Here is a 19,350-nt window from a genome sequence, read left to right on the forward strand (position 1 = left end):
GTACATGCCAAAAGAAAAAATGTGATCAGTTTGCCTGTATCACATTTCTCTCAAATCTATTCTATTTTATCATGTTTAAGCTTAAAAGGAACTTCCAATATTAGCTTAATTCTTTTACATGCACATTTAGTGTAGCAGATACCTCTTGATGAAGCTTCACAGGAACCTTCGTTACCCCTAATGAACGAATAGCATCATTTAATTCTATTTTACGCTTATCGATTTTGATTTTATGCTTTTTATTCAACTCATCAGCAATTTGTTTGCTAGTAATTGAACCAAATAGTCTGCCGCCTTCTCCTGATTTTGCCGTTAGCTCAACAGTAATTTGTTCCATTTTTCCTTTTAATACTTTTGCTTCTGCTAACTCATCAGCAGCTTGTTTTTCTTCTTTTTTCTTTTGAGCATTTAATGTGCTGACAGCTGCTGAGTTTGCTTCAACAGCAAGTCCTTGCTTTAATAGGAAGTTATGTGCATAACCGTCTGCCACATTTTTTACTTCGCCTTTTTTCCCTTTACCTTTAACGTCTTTTAAAAAGATTACTTTCATTCCTTTTTTCTCCCTTCAAAATACTCATCGATTGCCAGCTTCAGCCGCGCTTCTGCTTCTGCCATTGTCATGTTAGAAAGCTGTGTCGCAGCATTAGTCAAATGGCCGCCGCCTTTGAGGCTTTCCATTATAATCTGGACATTTATTTCCCCTAATGATCTTGCACTGATACCAATCTGTCCATCTCCTCTTGGCGAGATGACAAATGACGCATAAATGCCGTCCATCGTCAGTAAGGTGTCTGCTGTTTGCGCGATAAGGACATTATCACTATTTTCATTAGATTGAGCTTTAGCAATGGCAACGCCAGGTTTATAAAAAATTACATTTTCAATAATTTTAGCCTTTTTCACGTAGTTACTGATATCTTCTTTTAAGAATTTCTGTACTAATACAGTATCAGCTCCCTGCCCCCGCAAGTAGGAAGCAGCATCAAAGGTTCTTGCCCCGGTTCTAAGCGTAAAGCTTTTTGTATCAACAATAATTCCTGCTAATAAAGCAGTTGCTTCAAGCATCTCAATTTTAGCTGTCTTTGGCTGATATTCCAGTAGCTCTGTGACAAGCTCAGCTGTTGATGATGCATATGGCTCCATATAAACGAGCAGTGGATTATCAATGAACTCTTCTGCTCGCCTGTGATGGTCAATGACGACAACATCTTCAATCTTATGAATAAGCTTTTCCTCAATAACCAATGATGGTTTATGGGTATCTACGACAACGAGCAAACTTTCCTCTGTATCCATTTCCAGCGCTTGTTCTGGAGTGATGAAACGATCAAACAATGTTTCATGTTTTTTTATTTCTTCGAGCAGTCTTCTTACACCTAAATCAATTTCATTAGGATTTAAAATAATATAAGCTTCCTTTTTGTTCATCTGAGCTATCTTATGAATACCAATGGAAGCACCAATTGCATCCATATCAGGATGCTTATGACCCATGATGAAGACTTTATCACTTGCCGTTATCAATTCTTTTAATGCATGGGATATGACTCTCGCTCTTACTCTTGTTCTCTTTTCAACAGGGTTTGTTTTTCCGCCATAGAATTTCACTTTTCCATTTGGCTGTTTGATAGCAACCTGATCTCCACCACGACCTAGTGCCAAATCTAGACTTGACTGCGCAATCGTTCCTAACTCAGGGAGTGAGGAAACTCCCGAACCAACGCCAATACTTAACGTTAGCTGCACATTTTGTTTAGAGGTTAACTCTCTCACTTCATCTAAGATTGTGAATTTATCTTTTTCAAGATGCTGCAGAATGTTTTCATTGAATACTGCAAAGAAGCGATCGGAAGATACCCGTTTCAATAAGACGCCATTGTCTGTTGCCCATTTGTTGAGAATAGAGGTAACACTGTTATTCAAACTGCTGCGAGTCTGATCGTCCATACCTTGTGTTAGATCATCATAATTGTCTAAAAAGATGATTGCAATTGCAGTTCTTTCATCCTCATACAACTTTTCAATTTCCGTTTGTTCTGTTACATCAAAAAAGTATAGGAGGCGCTCCTCTTTTTTATGGATAACACGAAACTTACGATTATGAAGCGTAATAATTTCTGTTTCAACCTCTTGCTTAATCAGAGGGATAACGGAAGGAGACACATCATATAATGATCTTCCGACTAAGCTGTCTTCTGTAAAACAGTAAGCTAAATATGGATTTGTCCACTCAATAAAGTACTCATCATTAATGAGCATAATCCCAATCGGCATTTCCATTAATGCTTCTTCTCCGACCTTTTTCACACGGTAGGAAAGGGTCGTAATATATTCTTCTGTTTCCTTTCTTTGTCGCAAATTCATCTGAATGATGAAATAAAAAGGGATAACAGAAAGGAGTAACCCCACCAAGGCAAAAAGCCAATTATAATAGGAGATGATACCAAGGAGGATCAGAGTAATGCCAATTAGACAAACTAATGGATAGCGAATTGATCCCTTTTCCAAAAAAGCAGGCAAAATTTATTCAACTCCTAATATAGTTAATTTAATATGTATACGGTTGTTTGTTCTTATTATTTACCGTATTTCGATATTTACGAAACAAGGGAATGTACTTTGCATCTTTTAGTATTTCCACTAACCCTTATATTCATAAACACGATTTTGCAGCCAATACATATAAAGAATATAGAGATACCCTCTATATCATTTTACTATTTTATAGAAGCTCATTCAAACATATAATTTGTATAGACTGTATTATATAAGGTATAAAAAAACACATTAGGATTTAACCCTAATGTGTTTTTTTATTATTCACCAGTTACGTATGGAAGTAAAGCCATAGTACGTGAACGTTTGATTGCAATAGTCAACTTACGTTGATATTTTGCACTTGTACCAGTTACACGACGAGGTAAGATTTTACCGCGCTCAGAGATGAATTTTTTAAGAAGATCTACATCTTTATAATCGATATGCGTAATGCCGTTAGCTGTAAAGTAGCATACTTTACGGCGTTTAGCACGTCCGCCTCTGCGTCCGCCCATTGCCATGTCAATTTCCCTCCTTTATAACTTATTTCCGATTATTAGAACGGTAAGTCATCATCTGAAATATCGATTTGACCGCTATTTGCAAATGGATCCTCGTCCATTCTCGTATAATCGTTATTTCTATTTTGGTTTTGAGGTCGCTGATTCTGATAATTATTAGAGCCTCCAAAAGGATTATCTTGTTCCCTTGGCGCACCATAATTCATGTTGTCATTTCTATTTCCAGAGCTGCTGTTTCTAGGTTCAAGAAATTGAACACTTTCCGCCTGCACTTCTGTTACATAGACACGTTTCCCATCTTGTCCCTCATAACTGCGCGTTTGAAGTCTGCCGTCAACGCCAGCTAAGCTTCCTTTCTTCAAGAAATTAGCTACGTTCTCTGCAGGTTTCCTCCAGACTACACAATTGATAAAGTCTGCTTCTCTTTCACCTTGTTGGTTCGTAAAAGTACGGTTGACCGCAAGAGTGAAAGTTGCAACAGCAGCTCCACTTGGTGTGTATCGCAGTTCAGGATCCTTCGTCAATCGGCCAACAAGAACAACACGGTTCATCATCAGTTTCAACTCCCTTCATCATGTTTCACGTGGAACATGAATTCATTCTATTTATTATTTAGCTTCTTCTTTAATAACAATATGACGGATAATATCCTCGCTAATTTTAGCTAGACGAGTGAACTCCTCAACTGCTACTGGTGCAGCGTTAACTTTCACTAGTTGGTAGTAGCCATCACGGAAATCATTGATTTCGTATGCAAGACGACGTTTACCCCACTCTTTCGCTTCAGTAACTTCCGCTCCATTATCAGCAAGAATACCGTTAAAACGCTCAACTAGAGCTTTTTTAGCTTCATCTTCAATATTTGGACGGATGATGTACATAATTTCGTACTTTTTCATCACTTTCACCTCCTTTTGGTCTAAACGGCCCGATTGGGCAAGGAGCAATATATACATTACTCACAAGATGAAATTATAGCATATTGAAAAACAATTTGCAATGAATACTAAAAAGAATTGCCACAGTTAATGTTTTAAGCAATACTTTACGCATATATTCTTTGATCTTCTCTGCTATTCATTATCACTTCTTCATATTCGCCAATCAAACCGTCAAGTATACTCTCCCAAGATTGGCTTAACGCATATTTCCTGGCTGCTGTACCAAACATATTTCTCATCATTGTTTGATTTAATAATTCAATGATAGCAGCAGTGAAATGTTCTGTGCTTTTTGCTGGGCAAATTCTTCCCGTTACACCATCCTCCACCATTTCCTTAACACCGCCTGAATTGGAGACGATAGCAGGTGTTCCTGAAGCTAAGGATTCCAGTACGACATTTCCAAATGTTTCAGTTGTGGAAGGAAATACAAATAAATCTGCACTTGCATACACCTGTGATAATTCCGCACCTTTTAAATAACCGGTTAAAGTCATATTTTTTCTTTCTGCAGCTTTGCGCTTCCATTCAGGCAAGCATGGTCCGTCTCCTGCCAGCAGCCAATGAACTCTATTATTCCAGCTTTCAGGGAGGGAATCCATTATCGCTGAAAGGGTGGCTAAATCTTTCTCTGGAGCAAATCTGCCAACATACAAAAGAATATATTCTTCTTGTATATTGTATTTTTCTCTAATGGGTTGGTTTACTGCAATAGGATGGAATTGAGAGCAATCTACCCCTCTTCCCCATATTGACAAGGAATGGAAGCCAAGCTCAGCCAGCTTTGATTTAGTCTCTTTTGAAGGTACAAAGGTTCTTTCTGTGGACTCATGAAACCATTTTAAGTACTTATGAAGAACAGGCAGCAGCCATGATGCTCGATAATACTCCAAATATTGGTCAAAATGAGTATGGTAGGAGGAAACAACTGGTATGTGAAGTTTTTTAGCACAAAACAGGCCGTAGAGCCCCATCATATACGGTGTTGCAATATGTATGATATCTGGGTTAAATTCTTGAACTTTAGCCTTAATCCGTTTAGGGTTTGCTAATGCGGTCCTACATTCAGGATATAAAAAAACTGGAATGCTAAAAAATTGATTAATATTTGGGTATGCTGGAGTATCCTCCACTTCCGGTGCAAAAATCTGATATTGAATCTGCCTTTTTTCCAGATGATCTGTTAATCTCTTTAAAGAGTTGGCTACTCCATTCACTTGCGGAAAATAGGTGTCTGTAAAAATTGCAATTTTCACTTGTGAATCCCCCTTTGGAACATGTATTATGATCCCTCTAAAGAAATGATAGCACCGGTTTGAAAGGGGCATGTAAAGGCACTGTAAAAGTATTTTCTTTATCACACTGTCGAAATAAGCTTATTATTCATAAGCTATTTTTCTGGACTTTTCCTACTTGCTAAACTCTTTTCCAAGTGCTTGTGTCGAATAAGCTAAAGAAAATGTAAAAAACCGCCCTCACTTGTATAAGGGCGGTTTTTCTCTCATATATATACAGCTATTAAACATTAAAGCGGAAGTGAATAATATCTCCGTCTTTAACTACGTAATCTTTTCCTTCTAGACGAACTTTACCTGCCTCTTTTGCCGCAACCATATTTCCACTTACCATTAAATCTTCATAAGAAACAGTCTCTGCTCTAATAAAGCCTCTTTCAAAGTCAGAATGGATGATACCAGCACATTGCGGAGCTTTCATTCCTTGAACAAATGTCCAAGCACGAACTTCTTGCACTCCAGCTGTAAAGTATGTTGCTAGACCAAGCAAGTGGTAAGCAGCTCTAATTAGCTGATCAAGACCAGATTCTTCAATGCCAAGCTCTTCAAGGAACATTGCTTTTTCTTCCCCTTCAAGCTCTGCAATTTCTTCTTCAATTTTTGCACAGATTACGATTACTTCTGCATTCTCATTAGAAGCAAATTCTCTAACTTTCTGCACATATTCATTATTATCTGTATCGCCAACCTCATCTTCGCCGACATTTGCCACATAAAGAACTGGCTTGATTGTCAGCAAGTGAAGATTCTTCGCTAATTTAGCCTGCTCTTCCGTAAATTCAACAGCTCTTGCTGGCTTTTCTTCTTCAAATGCTGCTTTTAGAATTTCAAGAACTTCCAATTCTGCCACTGCATCTTTATCTTTTTGTTTAGCCATTTTCCCTACACGGGCAATTCTTTTTTCAACAGATTCTAAATCTGCAAGAATCAATTCTAGATTAATTGTTTCAATATCGGAAATTGGATCTACTTTTCCAGAAACATGAGTAATATTGTCATCAGCAAAGCAGCGCACCACTTGGCAAATAGCATCTACTTCACGAATATGGGAAAGAAACTTATTTCCTAAGCCTTCTCCTTTACTCGCACCTTTTACAATTCCAGCAATATCTGTAAATTCAAAAGTTGTCGGTACAGTTTTTTTCGGCTGAACAAGCTCAGTCAACTTATTTAACCTTGGATCTGGTACCTCTACGATTCCAACATTCGGATCGATTGTACAGAATGGATAGTTTGCAGATTCTGCACCCGCCTGTGTTATTGCATTAAACAATGTAGATTTACCGACGTTCGGCAATCCAACTATTCCAGCAGTTAACGCCATAATGTCACTCCCTTATAATAAACCTGCTTTTTATTGAGCAGAAATTAATTTCATTTGTACTATTAAACCTTTACCAATTATAGATTTAACCTTCAAAAAAGACAAGTAGCCATGCTTGTTCGCAAGGTAAAAATACCTTATTTTCATAAAAAAAAGCATGAATCACTCTTCATGCTTTACTAACATTTTTTTCATTTTTCTCGCAAACTCTCGCCTTGGAATAAGGACGCTATGTTCACAGCCTTCACACTTAATGCGGATATCCATTCCCATCCTAATAATTTTCCAACGATTTGTGCCACAAGGATGTGCTTTTTTCATTTCAACAATATCATTGATAGCAAACTCTTTCTGTTCCATATTCCCTCCTGTTTTATTCCGGTTTAGAGTACATCATTAATTTCGGATATGGGCTCTCTATTCCATTCTCATCAAGGACATTTTTAATTTCCTTCCTTAACGCACGGGCAACTGTATAATGCTGCATTGGCAATGTCTCAGCAACAACTCTTATAACTACCTCTGCTGCCATAATGTTTTCAACACCTAAAAGCTCCGGGACACCGACAATTTGTTCATATTTTTCCGGAAATGTTTCAATAAGATCTTTAATAACACTTTCAGCCCTATCTATATCGCCCTTGTACGCTATGCTGACATCAACAACTGCTTTACTGTTGTTTAATGAGAAGTTTGTTACTTCCATTATACTTCCATTCGGTATAATATTCACTTCGCCAGTATAACTTTTTACTTTCGTTGTTCTTAACCCAATTTCCTCCACAACACCTTGAAATTGGCCGATCTGCACAACATCTCCTACAGAAAACTGGTCTTCAAAAATAATGAAAAATCCAGTAATAATATCCTTCACTAAACTTTGCGCACCAAAACCGACGGCTAAGCCAACAATTCCCGCTCCGGCAAGCAATCCCTTCACGTCAATATTCAATGTACCTAAAATCATCATAAAGGCAATAAAATAGATAACGTAGGTAAGGGTATTTTCCAATAGTTTAACTAGTGTAGCTTCTCTTCTTTCCGATATTCTGAGTGCAGAATGTGTTCTAACCTTAAATATGTTCCGCACAGCAATCTTAGCAACCCTTGTAACAACAACACTTATTAAAATGATAATAATAATTTTTAAAGATCCCTGGCCTAAATTTATCCATATATTCTCATCTGTAATAACATCTACACTATCGTTCACTTTTTCTTCTAAATTATCCATAACACACCCCTGCTGCCTCTTTTCTCCCTTTTCAAAAGCCAGATTGTTATTCCTGGCTATTTAGTTTATTTTAACAGGTTCTAATTTTAGTTTGAAGTAATAACCTACCTGTTATTTTCTAGGTATATTATCACAGATCGACTTGTATGCCCCCTATCTTTCTCCCTCTTTATCAATGGATTTGGCATGAAGATGTATAGAAATTAATATATATTCCTATAATGGTATTACTTTTACTTTGAAATAACATATTAAATTGAACAGCTTGCTTATTTATAGTTTCCTAGTGCAAAGGAGTAGATTTGATGAGCATCTATACCAATATATTTGATAAAAGTGAACTTCCGATAAGAATCGCCCATAATGAGCAGTTAGCATCCTATAAACTGGCAGACTCTTTGTATAAACAGTTGCCACCAGCTTCCTCTGCACAGCCAATTGTGTTTGTATGTATTGGCACAGATCGCTCTACAGGTGATTCACTCGGACCACTTATTGGAACATTATTAGCAGAAAAAAAACTAGGTTCCTTTTTTGTTTATGGCACTTTAAATGAACCTATCCATGCGCTGAACTTAGAAGAAAAGATGATGGAGATTCACGAAAAGCATAAAGATCCTTTTATCATTGGGATAGATGCTTGTTTAGGCAGGATGAAAAGTGTTGGTGTCATACATCTAGGGGATGGCCCCGTCAAACCTGGAAGTGGAGTTAAAAAGGAATTGCCGCCAGTAGGTAATATTCATATCACTGGAATTGTTAACATAAGCGGCTTTATGGAGTTTCTTGTACTACAAAATACAAGACTCAGTCTTGTGCTTGAAATGGCTAAAACGATTTCAAAAGGTATTTATCAAAGCAGTCTTCGTTATCGCTATGCTGAAGGACAGGAAGAATACTCTCTTCAAGAACGGCCCATTTAACAAAAAGAAGAAACCATATTTTGGTTTCTTCTTTTTAAATATCCTCATTACGATCGAGAAGCTGTAAAATTCTATCTAAATCATCTTCAGAAAAGAACTCAATCTCAATTTTACCTTTGTTTTTCGTTTGTTTGATATTCACTGTAGTACCGAATCTTTCTCTTAGGAAAGTTTCTTGTTCCTTTATAAAGACATTCTTTGTTTCTTTCTTTTCTTTCGGTGTTTCACGTGAAACATCTTCGTTCATTTGTTGAATTAAATACTCCAACTGTCTAACGTTCAAACCATCCTTGACTGTCTTTTCAACAAGCAGTGGCAGCTTATCTTTATTTTTTAATCCTAACAATGCCCTTCCGTGTCCCATTGAAATGGTTCCATCTGTAATCATCTCTTGAATAGCCGGCGGAAGTGATAGGAGTCTGACATGATTGGCAATATGAGGTCGGCTTTTGCCAAGGCGTTTAGCCAACTCTTCCTGTGTGAAATTTAATTTTTTCATAAGCAGCTGATAGGCATGTCCTTCTTCTATCGGAGACAAATCTTCACGCTGCAGGTTTTCCAGTACAGCAAGTTCCATCATTTGCTGTTCAGACAGTTCTCGAATTACTGCGGGAACCACTTCTAAATTAGCTTCTTTTGCCGCACGAAAGCGCCGTTCCCCAACAACAATTTCAAACCCTTTAATACTTTTACGTACAATGATTGGCTGAAGTATCCCATGTTCCAAGATTGATGCTTTAAGTTCCTCAATTGCCTCTTTCTCGAAAACTTTTCTTGGCTGATAAGGGTTTGGTCGCAATTCTTTTATATTTAATTCCTTAATTACTTCTTCTTTTTCTACTTCCATGCTCGGAAAAAAAGCGTCAAGACCTTTCCCTAATCCCTTAGCCACTCGTAACCACTTCCTTTGCCAACTCTAAATATACTTCTGCTCCACGGGACTTTGGATCATAAATGATAATTGGTTCCCCATGGCTTGGCGCTTCGCTTAGTCTTACATTACGTGGAATAATTGTTTTAAACACTTTATCCTGGAAGTATTTTTTTACTTCTTCTATTACTTGTATCCCTAAATTCGTACGGGCATCAAGCATTGTCAATAAGACACCTTCAATAGCAAGCTCATGATTTAAGTGCTTTTGCACCAATCTTACTGTATTCAGAAGCTGGCTCAATCCTTCAAGTGCATAATATTCACATTGTACTGGAATTAAGACAGCATCAGATGCAGTTAGTGCATTTATTGTTAATAAGCCTAAAGATGGCGGACAATCGATCAAAATATAATCATATCTGTCCTTAACTTCTTCCAATGCTCTTTTTAAGCGGACTTCCCTGGAGATTGTGGAAACAAGCTCTATTTCTGCCCCAGCTAATTGAATTGTTGCTGGAATTACATCAAGGTTCTCTACATTTGTTGCTTTGATGACTTGGCTTGCTTCAATGTCATCTACTAACACATCATAAATGCAATGATCTACATCTGCCTTTTCAATACCAACGCCACTTGTGGCATTTCCCTGTGGATCTGTATCAACTAAAAGTACTCTTTTTCCGATGTAAGCTAAACAAGAGCCAAGATTGACCGAGGTTGTTGTTTTTCCAACTCCCCCTTTTTGATTAGCTACCGTAATTACTCTCCCCATGATGTCACCTACCTTTATTACGATAAATTACCTTCAATTATTCAGCAGAAGGTGCTGTAAATGTTATTTTATTTATTTAAATCAGACATGAAAAAGTTATTTTATTGGTAATCAGGTGTTAAATACACCGTTTTCCCGTGATTATGACTGTTTTTATTCCTAAAAGGAACAAATGTAGCACAATCATCTATTATTTTATCATGAAAACTTCTAAATATCGTCATTTTTTAATAGAGTTTATAATATATAGAGGCATTGCTCTATTTTTTACTTCTATATATGCTACTGAAAGCCCATTTTTTCTAAGAATTTAGTAGCATTTATTTTTTTGCAGAAAAAAAGTGAGAAATTGAAACCAAAATGGCTAATGTTCTCACAGTGAATGATTATTCATTTTATAATAGCTATTTCTTTTTTGGAATTTTTATGGTGAATTGATAAAAATCCTCAAACTCTTCTTCTTCAGCATTTAAATTAATACCGCTGTCAGACACCATTGTAAGGGATTGTCGAATTGTATTGACTGCAATACGCATATCTTTGCTGAAAGCCTTTCTTTTTGGCTTAGGCTTTTGTTCTGCCTGTTCCAGCATTTTAGCGACGCGCTCTTCTGTCTGTTTTACATTTAAGTTCTTCTCTAGTATTTCTTGAAGGAGCTTAAGCTGCTTTTCTGTTTCTTTCAATGGAATCAGAGATCTGGCATGACGCTCTGATATTTGCTTATTGAGAAGTGCCTCCTGTATTTCCTCAGGAAGTTTTAACAGTCTCAGCTTGTTAGCTACCGTTGACTGTCCTTTTCCTAACCGCTGGGCAAGTGCCTCTTGTGTCAGGTTATGGAGTTCGAGTAATTTGCCGTAGGCTACAGCCTCTTCTATCGGTGACAGTTCTTCCCTTTGAAGGTTCTCTATCAAGGCTACAGAAGCAGTTTCTGTATCGCTCATATTCTTAATGATAGCAGGAGCTTCTTCCCACCCTAGCTTTTTCATTGCCCGCCAGCGTCTTTCACCTGCAATTATCTCATATTTACCTCTATCATATTCCCGTACAACAATTGGCTGTATAATGCCATGTGTATGAATGGTTCTTGATAATTCTTCTATTTTTTCATCATCAAATACAGTTCTTGGTTGAAAACGGTTTGGAACAATCTGGCTTATTGGCAATCTATTAATCTCTTCATTATTTACCATTTTTTCAAGCTCCTCATTAGCGTCTACCGTCTCGAATTGACTTTCTTCTTCTGTATTATTCCCTTTTTCGCCTAAGCCAAAAAAGCGTGAGAAAGAAGGCTTCAAAACCTGCACCACCTTTACGAAACTCCCTATTATTTAAAAAAATCCAAGCATTTTTACTGCAATATATAAATATAATAAGAAACTTCTTTAATTTTCATTTACTGTGCTTTTTATAGTTATATTATATAGTAGATAGAAAAAATGATATAGTACAAAAAATAAGATAATCGCCTGTTGATAAGCTATTTCTTTGATGAATATATGCTATTTTACATAGCATATATTCATTCAATCGGTTCCTTGTTTGGAGTACCTGGTTTTCTAGGGTACTTTTTCGGCGTTTGTTTTTCTTTTGAGATAACAAGTATGTTGCGCTCACTTTCTTCAATTGGAAGAGTAAATGAATGGGCATTGACCAATTTCCCGCCTAGAACAGCTATGGCTTTTTTGCCAGCTTCTATTTCCTCTTGTGCACTTGCCGCTTTCATAGCAACAAATACGCCTCCAACCTTTACCAATGGCATACATAGTTCACTTAAAACCGATAACCTTGCTACAGCTCTTGCTGTTACCATGTCGAAAGTTTCCCGATATTCTTTGTTTTGTCCGAATGTTTCCGCTCTGTCATGGATAAACTGGACTTCTTTTAAATCTAAAGCCTTTGCTAAATGCTCTAAAAAGTGAATACGTTTTTTTAATGAGTCAACAATTGTTATTTTCAGCTGCGGGAAAGCTATTTTCAGCGGTATGCTCGGGAATCCCGCCCCTGCTCCAACATCGCAAATATGAATAGGCGACTTAAAGCTTTCTAAATAAAATCCTGCTGTGATGGAATCATAAAAATGTTTCAAATAAACCTCAGATTGTTCTGTAATAGCAGTCAGGTTCATTTTTTCATTCCATTCAACAAGTGTTTCAAAATAAATCTTAAACTGTTCCATCTGCCTATCAGAGAGCTCCAGACCTTTCTCTCGGAGCATTTGTCTAAATTGTTCTGTATTCATGCTTGCTCCCTTTCCATCCAATTCCTGATTATGTATATTTTTTACAACAGGAGAGGCTTCTTGCCTAAGGTAATACAGGCAAAAAGCCAATCACTTTCTATTACACTCGCGCTATGCGACCTTGCTCCAAATATACTAATAGTATGGATATATCTGCAGGATTTACTCCAGAGATTCTAGAAGCCTGTGCCAAAGATAATGGCCGTACCATTTTCAACTTCTGCTTTGCTTCTGTTGCAAGGCTGGAAATTGCATCATAATCGATGTTCTCTGGAATTTTTTTGTTTTCCATTTTCTTCAGACGATCTACTTGCTGCAATGATTTATCAATATAACCTTCATACTTTATTTGGATTTCTACTTGTTCTGTTACTTCGTCAGATAAACCAGCTTCACTTGGTGCTAATTGTTGTATATGCTTGTAGTTCATTTCTGGTCTTCTCAGCAGATCCGCTGCCTTAATGCCGTCTTTCAATTCACTGCCGCCTTGTTCTTTAATGACAGCTTGAACTTGTTCATTTGGCTTAAGGATAATTTCTTTTAAGCGGTTCTTTTCTTGTTCGATCTGTTGCTTTTTGTCAGTGAATTTATTATATCTTTCTTCCGCTATTAAGCCGATTTCATATCCATAGTCAGTTAAGCGCAAATCTGCATTATCATGGCGAAGCAGAAGGCGGTATTCTGCTCTGGAAGTTAGCAGGCGGTACGGTTCATTTGTGCCCTTCGTAACAAGATCATCAATCAATACTCCAATATAGGCATCAGAGCGGCTTAAGATAAGCTGTTCTTTACCAGTGGCATTCAAACCTGCGTTAATTCCTGCCATTAAACCTTGGCCGGCAGCCTCTTCATAACCTGAAGTACCGTTAATTTGACCTGCTGTATAGAGATTCTTAATTTTCTTTGTTTCTAATGTTGGCCATAATTGAGTAGGTACAATAGCATCATATTCAATGGCATAACCTGCTCTCATCATTTGGACATTTTCCAATCCAGGAATTGTACGAAGGATTTCTTGCTGTACATCCTCAGGCAAGCTTGTTGACAAGCCTTGTACATAAACCTCCTGCGTATTCTTACCTTCCGGCTCAAGGAAAATTTGATGTCTTGGTTTATCATTAAAGCGAACGACTTTATCTTCAATAGATGGGCAATAGCGCGGCCCTGTTCCCTTGATCATCCCAGAATACATTGGGGATCGATGCAAGTTGTCATCAATAATTTGATGCGTTTTTTCATTTGTATATGTCAGCCAGCATGGCAGCTGTTCTGTAATATATTTTGTTGTCTCGTAAGAAAACGCTCTTGGAACATCATCACCTGGTTGGATTTCCGTCTTGCTGTAGTCAATAGAATGACTGTTTACTCTCGGCGGTGTTCCTGTTTTAAAACGAACAAGATCAAATCCTAATTCCTGCAGATGTTCAGATAGACGAATCGATGGCTGCTGGTTATTTGGACCACTTGAATATTTCAGCTCACCAAGGATAATTTCTCCGCGTAGATAAGTTCCCGTAGTTACTACAACCGTTTTAGCAGTATAAGTAGCACCTGTTTTTGTGATAACACCTTTTACTGTATTGTCTTCTACAATCAACTGTTCAACCATACCTTGGATCAATGTTAAGTTTGGCTGATTTTCCAGTGTTTTTTTCATTTCGTGCTGATACATATATTTGTCTGCCTGTGCACGAAGAGCTCTGACTGCAGGCCCTTTTCCTGTATTCAACATTCTCATTTGGATATAGGTTTTATCGATGTTTTTACCCATTTCTCCGCCAAGTGCGTCAATTTCTCTAACGACAATTCCTTTAGCCGGCCCCCCAACAGATGGGTTACACGGCATAAAAGCTACCATATCTAAATTTATAGTCAACATCAATGTATTGGCGCCCAATCTTGCGGCTGCAAGACCTGCTTCACACCCAGCATGTCCTGCCCCAATCACAATGACATCATAATTTCCTGCTTCGTACTGCATCATGGTGCCTCCTAACTGCAACTTTTTCTTTTATTTACCTAAGCAAAATTGGGAGAACAGCTGATCAATCAGGCTTTCGTGTACACTATCGCCGATGATTTCACCAAGCAGTTCCCAAGTTCTTGTTAAATCTATTTGGACAATATCAATTGGGGTTCCCATTTCCACTCCTGAAATGGCTTCATTAATAGATTGAAGCGCTTGGTTCAGAAGGGAGATATGTCTTGTATTGGACACATATGTCATATCACTTGCTTCAATTGCACCTTCAAAAAACAGGCTGGAAATTGCCTCTTCTAGCTGGTTGATGCCCTTATCCTGCAACAGTGAAGTAGTAACCATTTTTTGATTAGCTGACAATTCCTTTATACGCTCCATATCAATTTTTTGCGGCAGGTCTGTCTTATTTACAATCACTATATAATCCATGCCCTCAACCGCTTTGAACAGATTGACATCCTCTTCTGTCAAAGCATCTGCATAATTGAGAACAAGCAGGATTAAGTCTGCTTCCTTTAAAACCTTTCTGGACTTTTCAACACCAATTCTTTCAACAATGTCCTCTGTTTCACGGATACCTGCCGTATCTAGCAGACGAAGAGGTACACCGCGGACATTAACATATTCCTCAATAACATCTCTTGTCGTACCAGGAATATCTGTTACGATTGCCTTATTATCTTGGACCAAGCTGTTCAACAATGAGGATTTTCCTACATTAGGCCGTCCTACAATAACCGTTGAAAGTCCTTCTCTTAATATTTTGCCTTGCTGAGAAGTCTGAAGCAGCTTCTTTATCTCCGCCTGTACAAACCGAGATTTATCGAGCATAAGCTGATGAGTCATTTCTTCCACATCATCATATTCAGGATAATCTATATTAACCTCAACTTGCGCGAGTGTCTCTAATATTTCTTGTCTCAAGGTTCTAATCAGCTTTGAAAGTCTTCCTTCCATTTGTCCAAGGGCTACATTCATTGCTTTGTCCGTTTTCGCTCTGATCAAATCCATGACTGCTTCTGCTTGGGACAAATCGATTCTTCCATTTAGAAATGCTCTTTTCGTAAATTCACCTGGTTCAGCAAGTCTTGCACCGTTCGTTACAAGCAACTGAAGCAAACGATTTACAGAAGCCATTCCGCCATGACAGTTAATTTCAATAACATCCTCTTTAGTGAATGTTTTTGGTCCCTTCATTACAGAAATCATTACTTCCTCAATTGTTTCATCCGTAGCCGGGTCAATGATATGCCCATAATGAATAGTATGACTTGCTACCTCTTTTATCTTTTTATTTCCTATACTTTTAAATACCTTATCTGCAATCGCAAATGAGTCTGGCCCACTCAATCTTACAATCGCAATCGCTCCCTCTCCCATTGGTGTGGAGATTGCAGCTATAGTATCAAATTCCATGCTGTCACCTCAAATCATTAAAAATCTATATATAGAAACTGATGTAAACTTATCAACAACTCATTTAATTGTTACAATAGATTAGATTATCATATCCACAACTTTTAAAAAAGAAAAAAATCCGCACACTTATCCACATTACTATTCTTTATTATTACCATTTTATCTTATCCACATGTGAATAACAATAAAACGCACCAAAAATAGCGCTGTTCAGACAAATAATTCACAGATTTTATGGCTATTTTGCCGAATATGCTCTGTAAAGATGAATACTGGTTAACTTTTGAAGGGAATTTTGCAGAATGTTAATGTAAGAAGGAACAAAAAAAGACAATCCCAAAAATTTTGAGAATGTCTTTTTTTCTTATTTTATGCTTTTTGAATAGGCTTTTTTTCTGGAGAAATGATAATATGCCTGAAAGCATCTTCACCTGATGAACAGGTGCTTATACCTTTAATGCCTGTTAATGCATTATGAATGATTTTTCTTTCATTTGACGGCATTGGCTCTAACGAAATTTCTTTGCCAATCTTTAGGGCTTTATGGGCCGTTCTTTCTGCAAGCTGTATAAGGGATTGCTTTCTTCTTTCCCGGTAGCCTTCAGCGTCTAGCGTGACCCTTAAGTATTCATCGGAATTCTTATTAATGACCAATTGCGTTAAATACTGAAGTGAGTTGAGCGTTTGTCCCCTTTTTCCAATTAAAAGGGCGATCTTGTCTCCTTTTAATTCAAAAAAGATATTCCTGCCCGACTTTTTTGCCGAAATAGATGCGTTAACTCCCATTTGGGTGCAAATATCCTGCAAAAATCGCTCTGCAGATTCTAGAGGCGTCTCAAGCTTCCTTACAGTTACAGTAGCCGAGCGGGCCCCAATTCCTAAAAAACCTTTTTTTCCTTTATCAACAACAATGATTTCGGCTTGGTTCTTTGTTGTCTTAAGCTGAGCTAAAGCTGATTCCACTGCTGCTTCGACTGAATGTCCTGTAGCAGTTACCTCTCTCACTTTTTGGCTCCCTCCAATTTTCCTGTCTGACCGGACTTCTTCAACTCCGGACCTTTGATGAAGTACGTTTGGATAATGGTAAAGATATTACCTACAACCCAGTATAGTGATAATGCAGCTGGGAAGTTAATAGCAAATACTAAGATCATGATTGGCATAATCCAAAGCATCATAACCATTTGCGGGTTTTGGTTAGCTGTTCCTGCCATTGTCATTTTTGTTTGGATGAATGTCGTAATCCCTGCAATGATAGGAAGCAGATAGAATGGATCTGGCTGTCCTAAGTTAAACCATAAAAATTCATGCTGAGCAATTTCTCTTGTACGTGAAATAGCGTGGTAGAAACCAATCAATATTGGCATCTGAACGATTAATGGAAAACATCCTGCCAATGGATTTACTTTATTTTCTTGGAAAAGCTTCATTGTTTCTTCTTGCAGCTTTTGTTGTGTTTTTTGATCTTTAGAGCTGTATTTTTTTCTTAATGCTTCCATTTCAGGCTGCACTGCCTGCATCGCTTTACTGTTTTTAGTTTGCTTAATCATTAACGGCAAAATAACAAGACGAACTAGTATTGTTACAATAATGATAGATATACCAAAGCTTCCGCCGGCAAGTTCTGCTGTTTTAATGATGAGCTGTGATAATGGATAAACAATATATTCATTCCAGAAGCCATCACTTTCTGAAGTGATCGGCTGATTGAATTCTGTACATCCAGCCAAGATAGTCACTAAAAATAATAGACCAAATAGCAACACTAATTTTTTCTTCAACCGTAAAATCCTCCTGTTAATAAATAATAGAGCCAAAATTAGCTTCTGGCTTCATTGTATCCTAATTTAGATGATATAGGAAACGCTTAACTTGAAATTTCACTGAATCTTTCTTTTTAAGACCTTTGCAATTTTCAGAACATGGAGAAGGCTCTTTTTTGTTTCCTCATATTCCATTTCAGCTAGAGGCTTTCTAGCAATAATGACATAATCCGCTTCATTTTCCAAAGAATCTCCGATTTCCAAAAATATCTGCCTTATATACCGTTTAATTTTATTTCTCATAACGGCATTTCCAATCTTTTTGCTGACAGAAAGCCCAATTCTAAAATGAGCTTGTCCGCTTTTTTCATACTTATATACAACAAACTGCCTATTGCCGAATGATTGTCCCTTTTTAAATACTTCTTGAAACTCTTTACTTTTTTTTACGCGATATTCTTTCTTCAAATCATTTACTCCTTATTTATTCAATACTTTCCGAATCTATATTATTTATGTACCTTCCAACATAGAAACATCCTTTGCTTCAAAACCAGGAGCTTATATATCCATTATAGTATGGGCTCTTAAGATTTATTCTAAGAGCCCATAACTTTTCAGTCCATTTATCGAAAAAAAGACCACTGACGTTTCAGTGGCCTAAGCTGATAATACTTTTCTTCCTTTGCGTCGACGGCGAGCTAAAACATTACGTCCATTTGGACTGCTCATGCGGCTGCGGAATCCGTGAACTTTACTTCTTTTACGTTTATTTGGTTGAAAAGTTCTTTTCATTGTATATGACACCTCCCTGAGGAATAGCTGTTACAGACAGTCCTTACAATTATATAAACATAGCTGATTGATTGTCAACCATTCATTTATTTTCTAGTCTATTTATCCTTGTTGATCGCTCTAACAAGTTTTTGCTTTATGTTCTATAACATCGGAAATATCCTGTAAAACATATGCTACGTACTATATTTCTTTCTGAATAGTAATAATAAGGAATAGAAGGCCACTTGTCAATACGCTGTCATTTTTTGCTTCTCCCCAAATGGATATTTAATTTTTTTACATTGCTTAAATAAGCACTTAAATTGCATATTTCGAGCCTGTGGATAAAATTTCGACATTTTTTTCACTGTCCACAATACTTATTTACAGGTTTTTAACAAACTAATAACCTGTGGACATTTATTATCAACATATTGTTTCACTTGTGGATAAGATATGAAAAACCATTGCAGTTATTATGATTTTTTGATATTATAGTTTTGTTTTCACATTTGAATAATTTCTGTGTATAACTCTTTTATCCACAGAATGTGGATAAAATGTGGACAGCTTATTAGACACCTCTTAAAAGAGTTGTCCACAAATAGTGGATACTGTCGAAATGCTATTTAACTTCCTTATTATATATTTTTTCCACAGATCATTATTAATGTATTGGCAGATTAGCTCTTTTTTTAGGAATCTGTTCTTTTCGGCACGCAAATAAAAAGGAAAAGGAGGGAAATTGG

20 protein-coding genes are annotated in these 19,350 nt (G+C 37.1%); 1 reads left to right on the forward strand and 19 read right to left on the reverse strand.

Translation table 11 applies throughout. From position 1 onward, the window contains the following. Window positions 1-100: 100 nt before the first annotated feature. From rplI to L8T27_RS19360, 9 genes are all read right to left on the reverse strand, one after another. Window positions 101-550, reverse strand: coding sequence for a 50S ribosomal protein L9 (rplI, locus tag L8T27_RS19320; RefSeq protein WP_237942182.1), 450 nt, complete (start codon window positions 548-550; stop codon window positions 101-103). Then, complete coding sequence (locus tag L8T27_RS19325) at window positions 547-2,520, reverse strand: DHH family phosphoesterase (RefSeq protein WP_233319067.1); 1,974 nt, start codon at window positions 2,518-2,520, stop codon at window positions 547-549. Before L8T27_RS19325 ends, rplI begins: the two co-directional genes overlap by 4 nt. 296 nt (window positions 2,521-2,816) lie before the next feature. Further along, entirely contained in the window at window positions 2,817-3,053 is a 237-nt protein-coding gene (gene rpsR, locus L8T27_RS19330) for a 30S ribosomal protein S18 (protein ID WP_233319107.1), read from the reverse strand. A 41-nt stretch (window positions 3,054-3,094) separates the two neighbouring features. Next, the gene (ssb, locus tag L8T27_RS19335) at window positions 3,095-3,613 is read right to left on the reverse strand and encodes a single-stranded DNA-binding protein (RefSeq protein ID WP_233319068.1); all 519 of its coding nucleotides are present in this window, start codon (window positions 3,611-3,613) and stop codon (window positions 3,095-3,097) included. A 54-nt stretch (window positions 3,614-3,667) separates the two neighbouring features. After that, window positions 3,668-3,958 carry a 30S ribosomal protein S6 gene (rpsF, locus tag L8T27_RS19340; RefSeq protein WP_233319109.1) on the reverse strand — a complete coding sequence of 97 codons (291 nt, stop codon included), beginning with the start codon at window positions 3,956-3,958 and terminating at the stop codon, window positions 3,668-3,670. Window positions 3,959-4,104: 146 nt separating this feature from the next. Next, a complete protein-coding gene (locus L8T27_RS19345; protein ID WP_237942188.1) occupies window positions 4,105-5,256 on the reverse strand; it encodes a glycosyltransferase family 4 protein in 1,152 nt (383 codons plus the stop codon). A gap of 262 nt (window positions 5,257-5,518) precedes the next feature. Then, window positions 5,519-6,619 (reverse strand): redox-regulated ATPase YchF, encoded by a 1,101-nt coding sequence (gene ychF, locus L8T27_RS19350; protein ID WP_233319072.1) that lies wholly within the window; start codon window positions 6,617-6,619, stop codon window positions 5,519-5,521. Window positions 6,620-6,781: 162 nt separating this feature from the next. Next, entirely contained in the window at window positions 6,782-6,979 is a 198-nt protein-coding gene (locus L8T27_RS19355; RefSeq protein ID WP_233319074.1) for a DUF951 domain-containing protein, read from the reverse strand. Between the two features lie 13 nt (window positions 6,980-6,992). Continuing rightward, window positions 6,993-7,853, reverse strand: coding sequence for a mechanosensitive ion channel family protein (locus tag L8T27_RS19360; RefSeq protein WP_233319076.1), 861 nt, complete (start codon window positions 7,851-7,853; stop codon window positions 6,993-6,995). Between the two features lie 305 nt (window positions 7,854-8,158). On the opposite strand from L8T27_RS19360, the gene yyaC reads away from it, so the two are divergent. After that, window positions 8,159-8,776 (forward strand): spore protease YyaC, encoded by a 618-nt coding sequence (yyaC, locus tag L8T27_RS19365; RefSeq protein ID WP_233319077.1) that lies wholly within the window; start codon window positions 8,159-8,161, stop codon window positions 8,774-8,776. Between the two features lie 34 nt (window positions 8,777-8,810). On the opposite strand, the gene L8T27_RS19370 is transcribed toward yyaC, so the two are convergent. The 10 genes from L8T27_RS19370 to rpmH form a co-directional block, all read right to left on the reverse strand. Continuing rightward, window positions 8,811-9,668, reverse strand: a complete 858-nt coding sequence (locus tag L8T27_RS19370) for a ParB/RepB/Spo0J family partition protein (protein WP_233319079.1) — start codon at window positions 9,666-9,668, stop codon at window positions 8,811-8,813. Next, window positions 9,661-10,422, reverse strand: a complete 762-nt coding sequence (locus L8T27_RS19375; RefSeq protein WP_233319081.1) for a ParA family protein — start codon at window positions 10,420-10,422, stop codon at window positions 9,661-9,663. Before L8T27_RS19375 ends, L8T27_RS19370 begins: the two co-directional genes overlap by 8 nt. A 404-nt stretch (window positions 10,423-10,826) precedes the next feature. After that, window positions 10,827-11,717 (reverse strand): nucleoid occlusion protein, encoded by an 891-nt coding sequence (gene noc, locus L8T27_RS19380; RefSeq protein WP_233319083.1) that lies wholly within the window; start codon window positions 11,715-11,717, stop codon window positions 10,827-10,829. Window positions 11,718-11,941: 224 nt separating this feature from the next. Next, window positions 11,942-12,661, reverse strand: a complete 720-nt coding sequence (gene rsmG / locus L8T27_RS19385; RefSeq protein ID WP_233319086.1) for a 16S rRNA (guanine(527)-N(7))-methyltransferase RsmG — start codon at window positions 12,659-12,661, stop codon at window positions 11,942-11,944. A gap of 100 nt (window positions 12,662-12,761) precedes the next feature. Next, window positions 12,762-14,642: a tRNA uridine-5-carboxymethylaminomethyl(34) synthesis enzyme MnmG gene (mnmG, locus tag L8T27_RS19390; RefSeq protein WP_233319112.1), complete on the reverse strand. Its 1,881-nt coding sequence runs from the start codon at window positions 14,640-14,642 to the stop codon at window positions 12,762-12,764. Window positions 14,643-14,672: 30 nt separating this feature from the next. Beyond that, entirely contained in the window at window positions 14,673-16,058 is a 1,386-nt protein-coding gene (gene mnmE / locus L8T27_RS19395; RefSeq protein WP_233319088.1) for a tRNA uridine-5-carboxymethylaminomethyl(34) synthesis GTPase MnmE, read from the reverse strand. Between the two features lie 372 nt (window positions 16,059-16,430). Then, window positions 16,431-17,066 carry an RNA-binding cell elongation regulator Jag/EloR gene (gene jag, locus L8T27_RS19400; protein WP_233319090.1) on the reverse strand — a complete coding sequence of 212 codons (636 nt, stop codon included), beginning with the start codon at window positions 17,064-17,066 and terminating at the stop codon, window positions 16,431-16,433. Further along, window positions 17,063-17,842 (reverse strand): YidC family membrane integrase SpoIIIJ, encoded by a 780-nt coding sequence (gene spoIIIJ / locus L8T27_RS19405; protein WP_237942190.1) that lies wholly within the window; start codon window positions 17,840-17,842, stop codon window positions 17,063-17,065. Before spoIIIJ ends, jag begins: the two co-directional genes overlap by 4 nt. A 99-nt stretch (window positions 17,843-17,941) precedes the next feature. Then, window positions 17,942-18,292 (reverse strand): ribonuclease P protein component, encoded by a 351-nt coding sequence (rnpA, locus tag L8T27_RS19410; RefSeq protein WP_233319094.1) that lies wholly within the window; start codon window positions 18,290-18,292, stop codon window positions 17,942-17,944. Window positions 18,293-18,484: 192 nt separating this feature from the next. Then, window positions 18,485-18,619 carry a 50S ribosomal protein L34 gene (gene rpmH / locus L8T27_RS19415; protein WP_127738799.1) on the reverse strand — a complete coding sequence of 45 codons (135 nt, stop codon included), beginning with the start codon at window positions 18,617-18,619 and terminating at the stop codon, window positions 18,485-18,487. Window positions 18,620-19,350 lie beyond the last annotated feature (731 nt).

This window comes from Niallia sp. Man26 (genome assembly GCF_022049065.2).
In the GTDB taxonomy this organism is placed as follows: Bacteria; Bacillota; Bacilli; order Bacillales; family Cytobacillaceae; genus Niallia.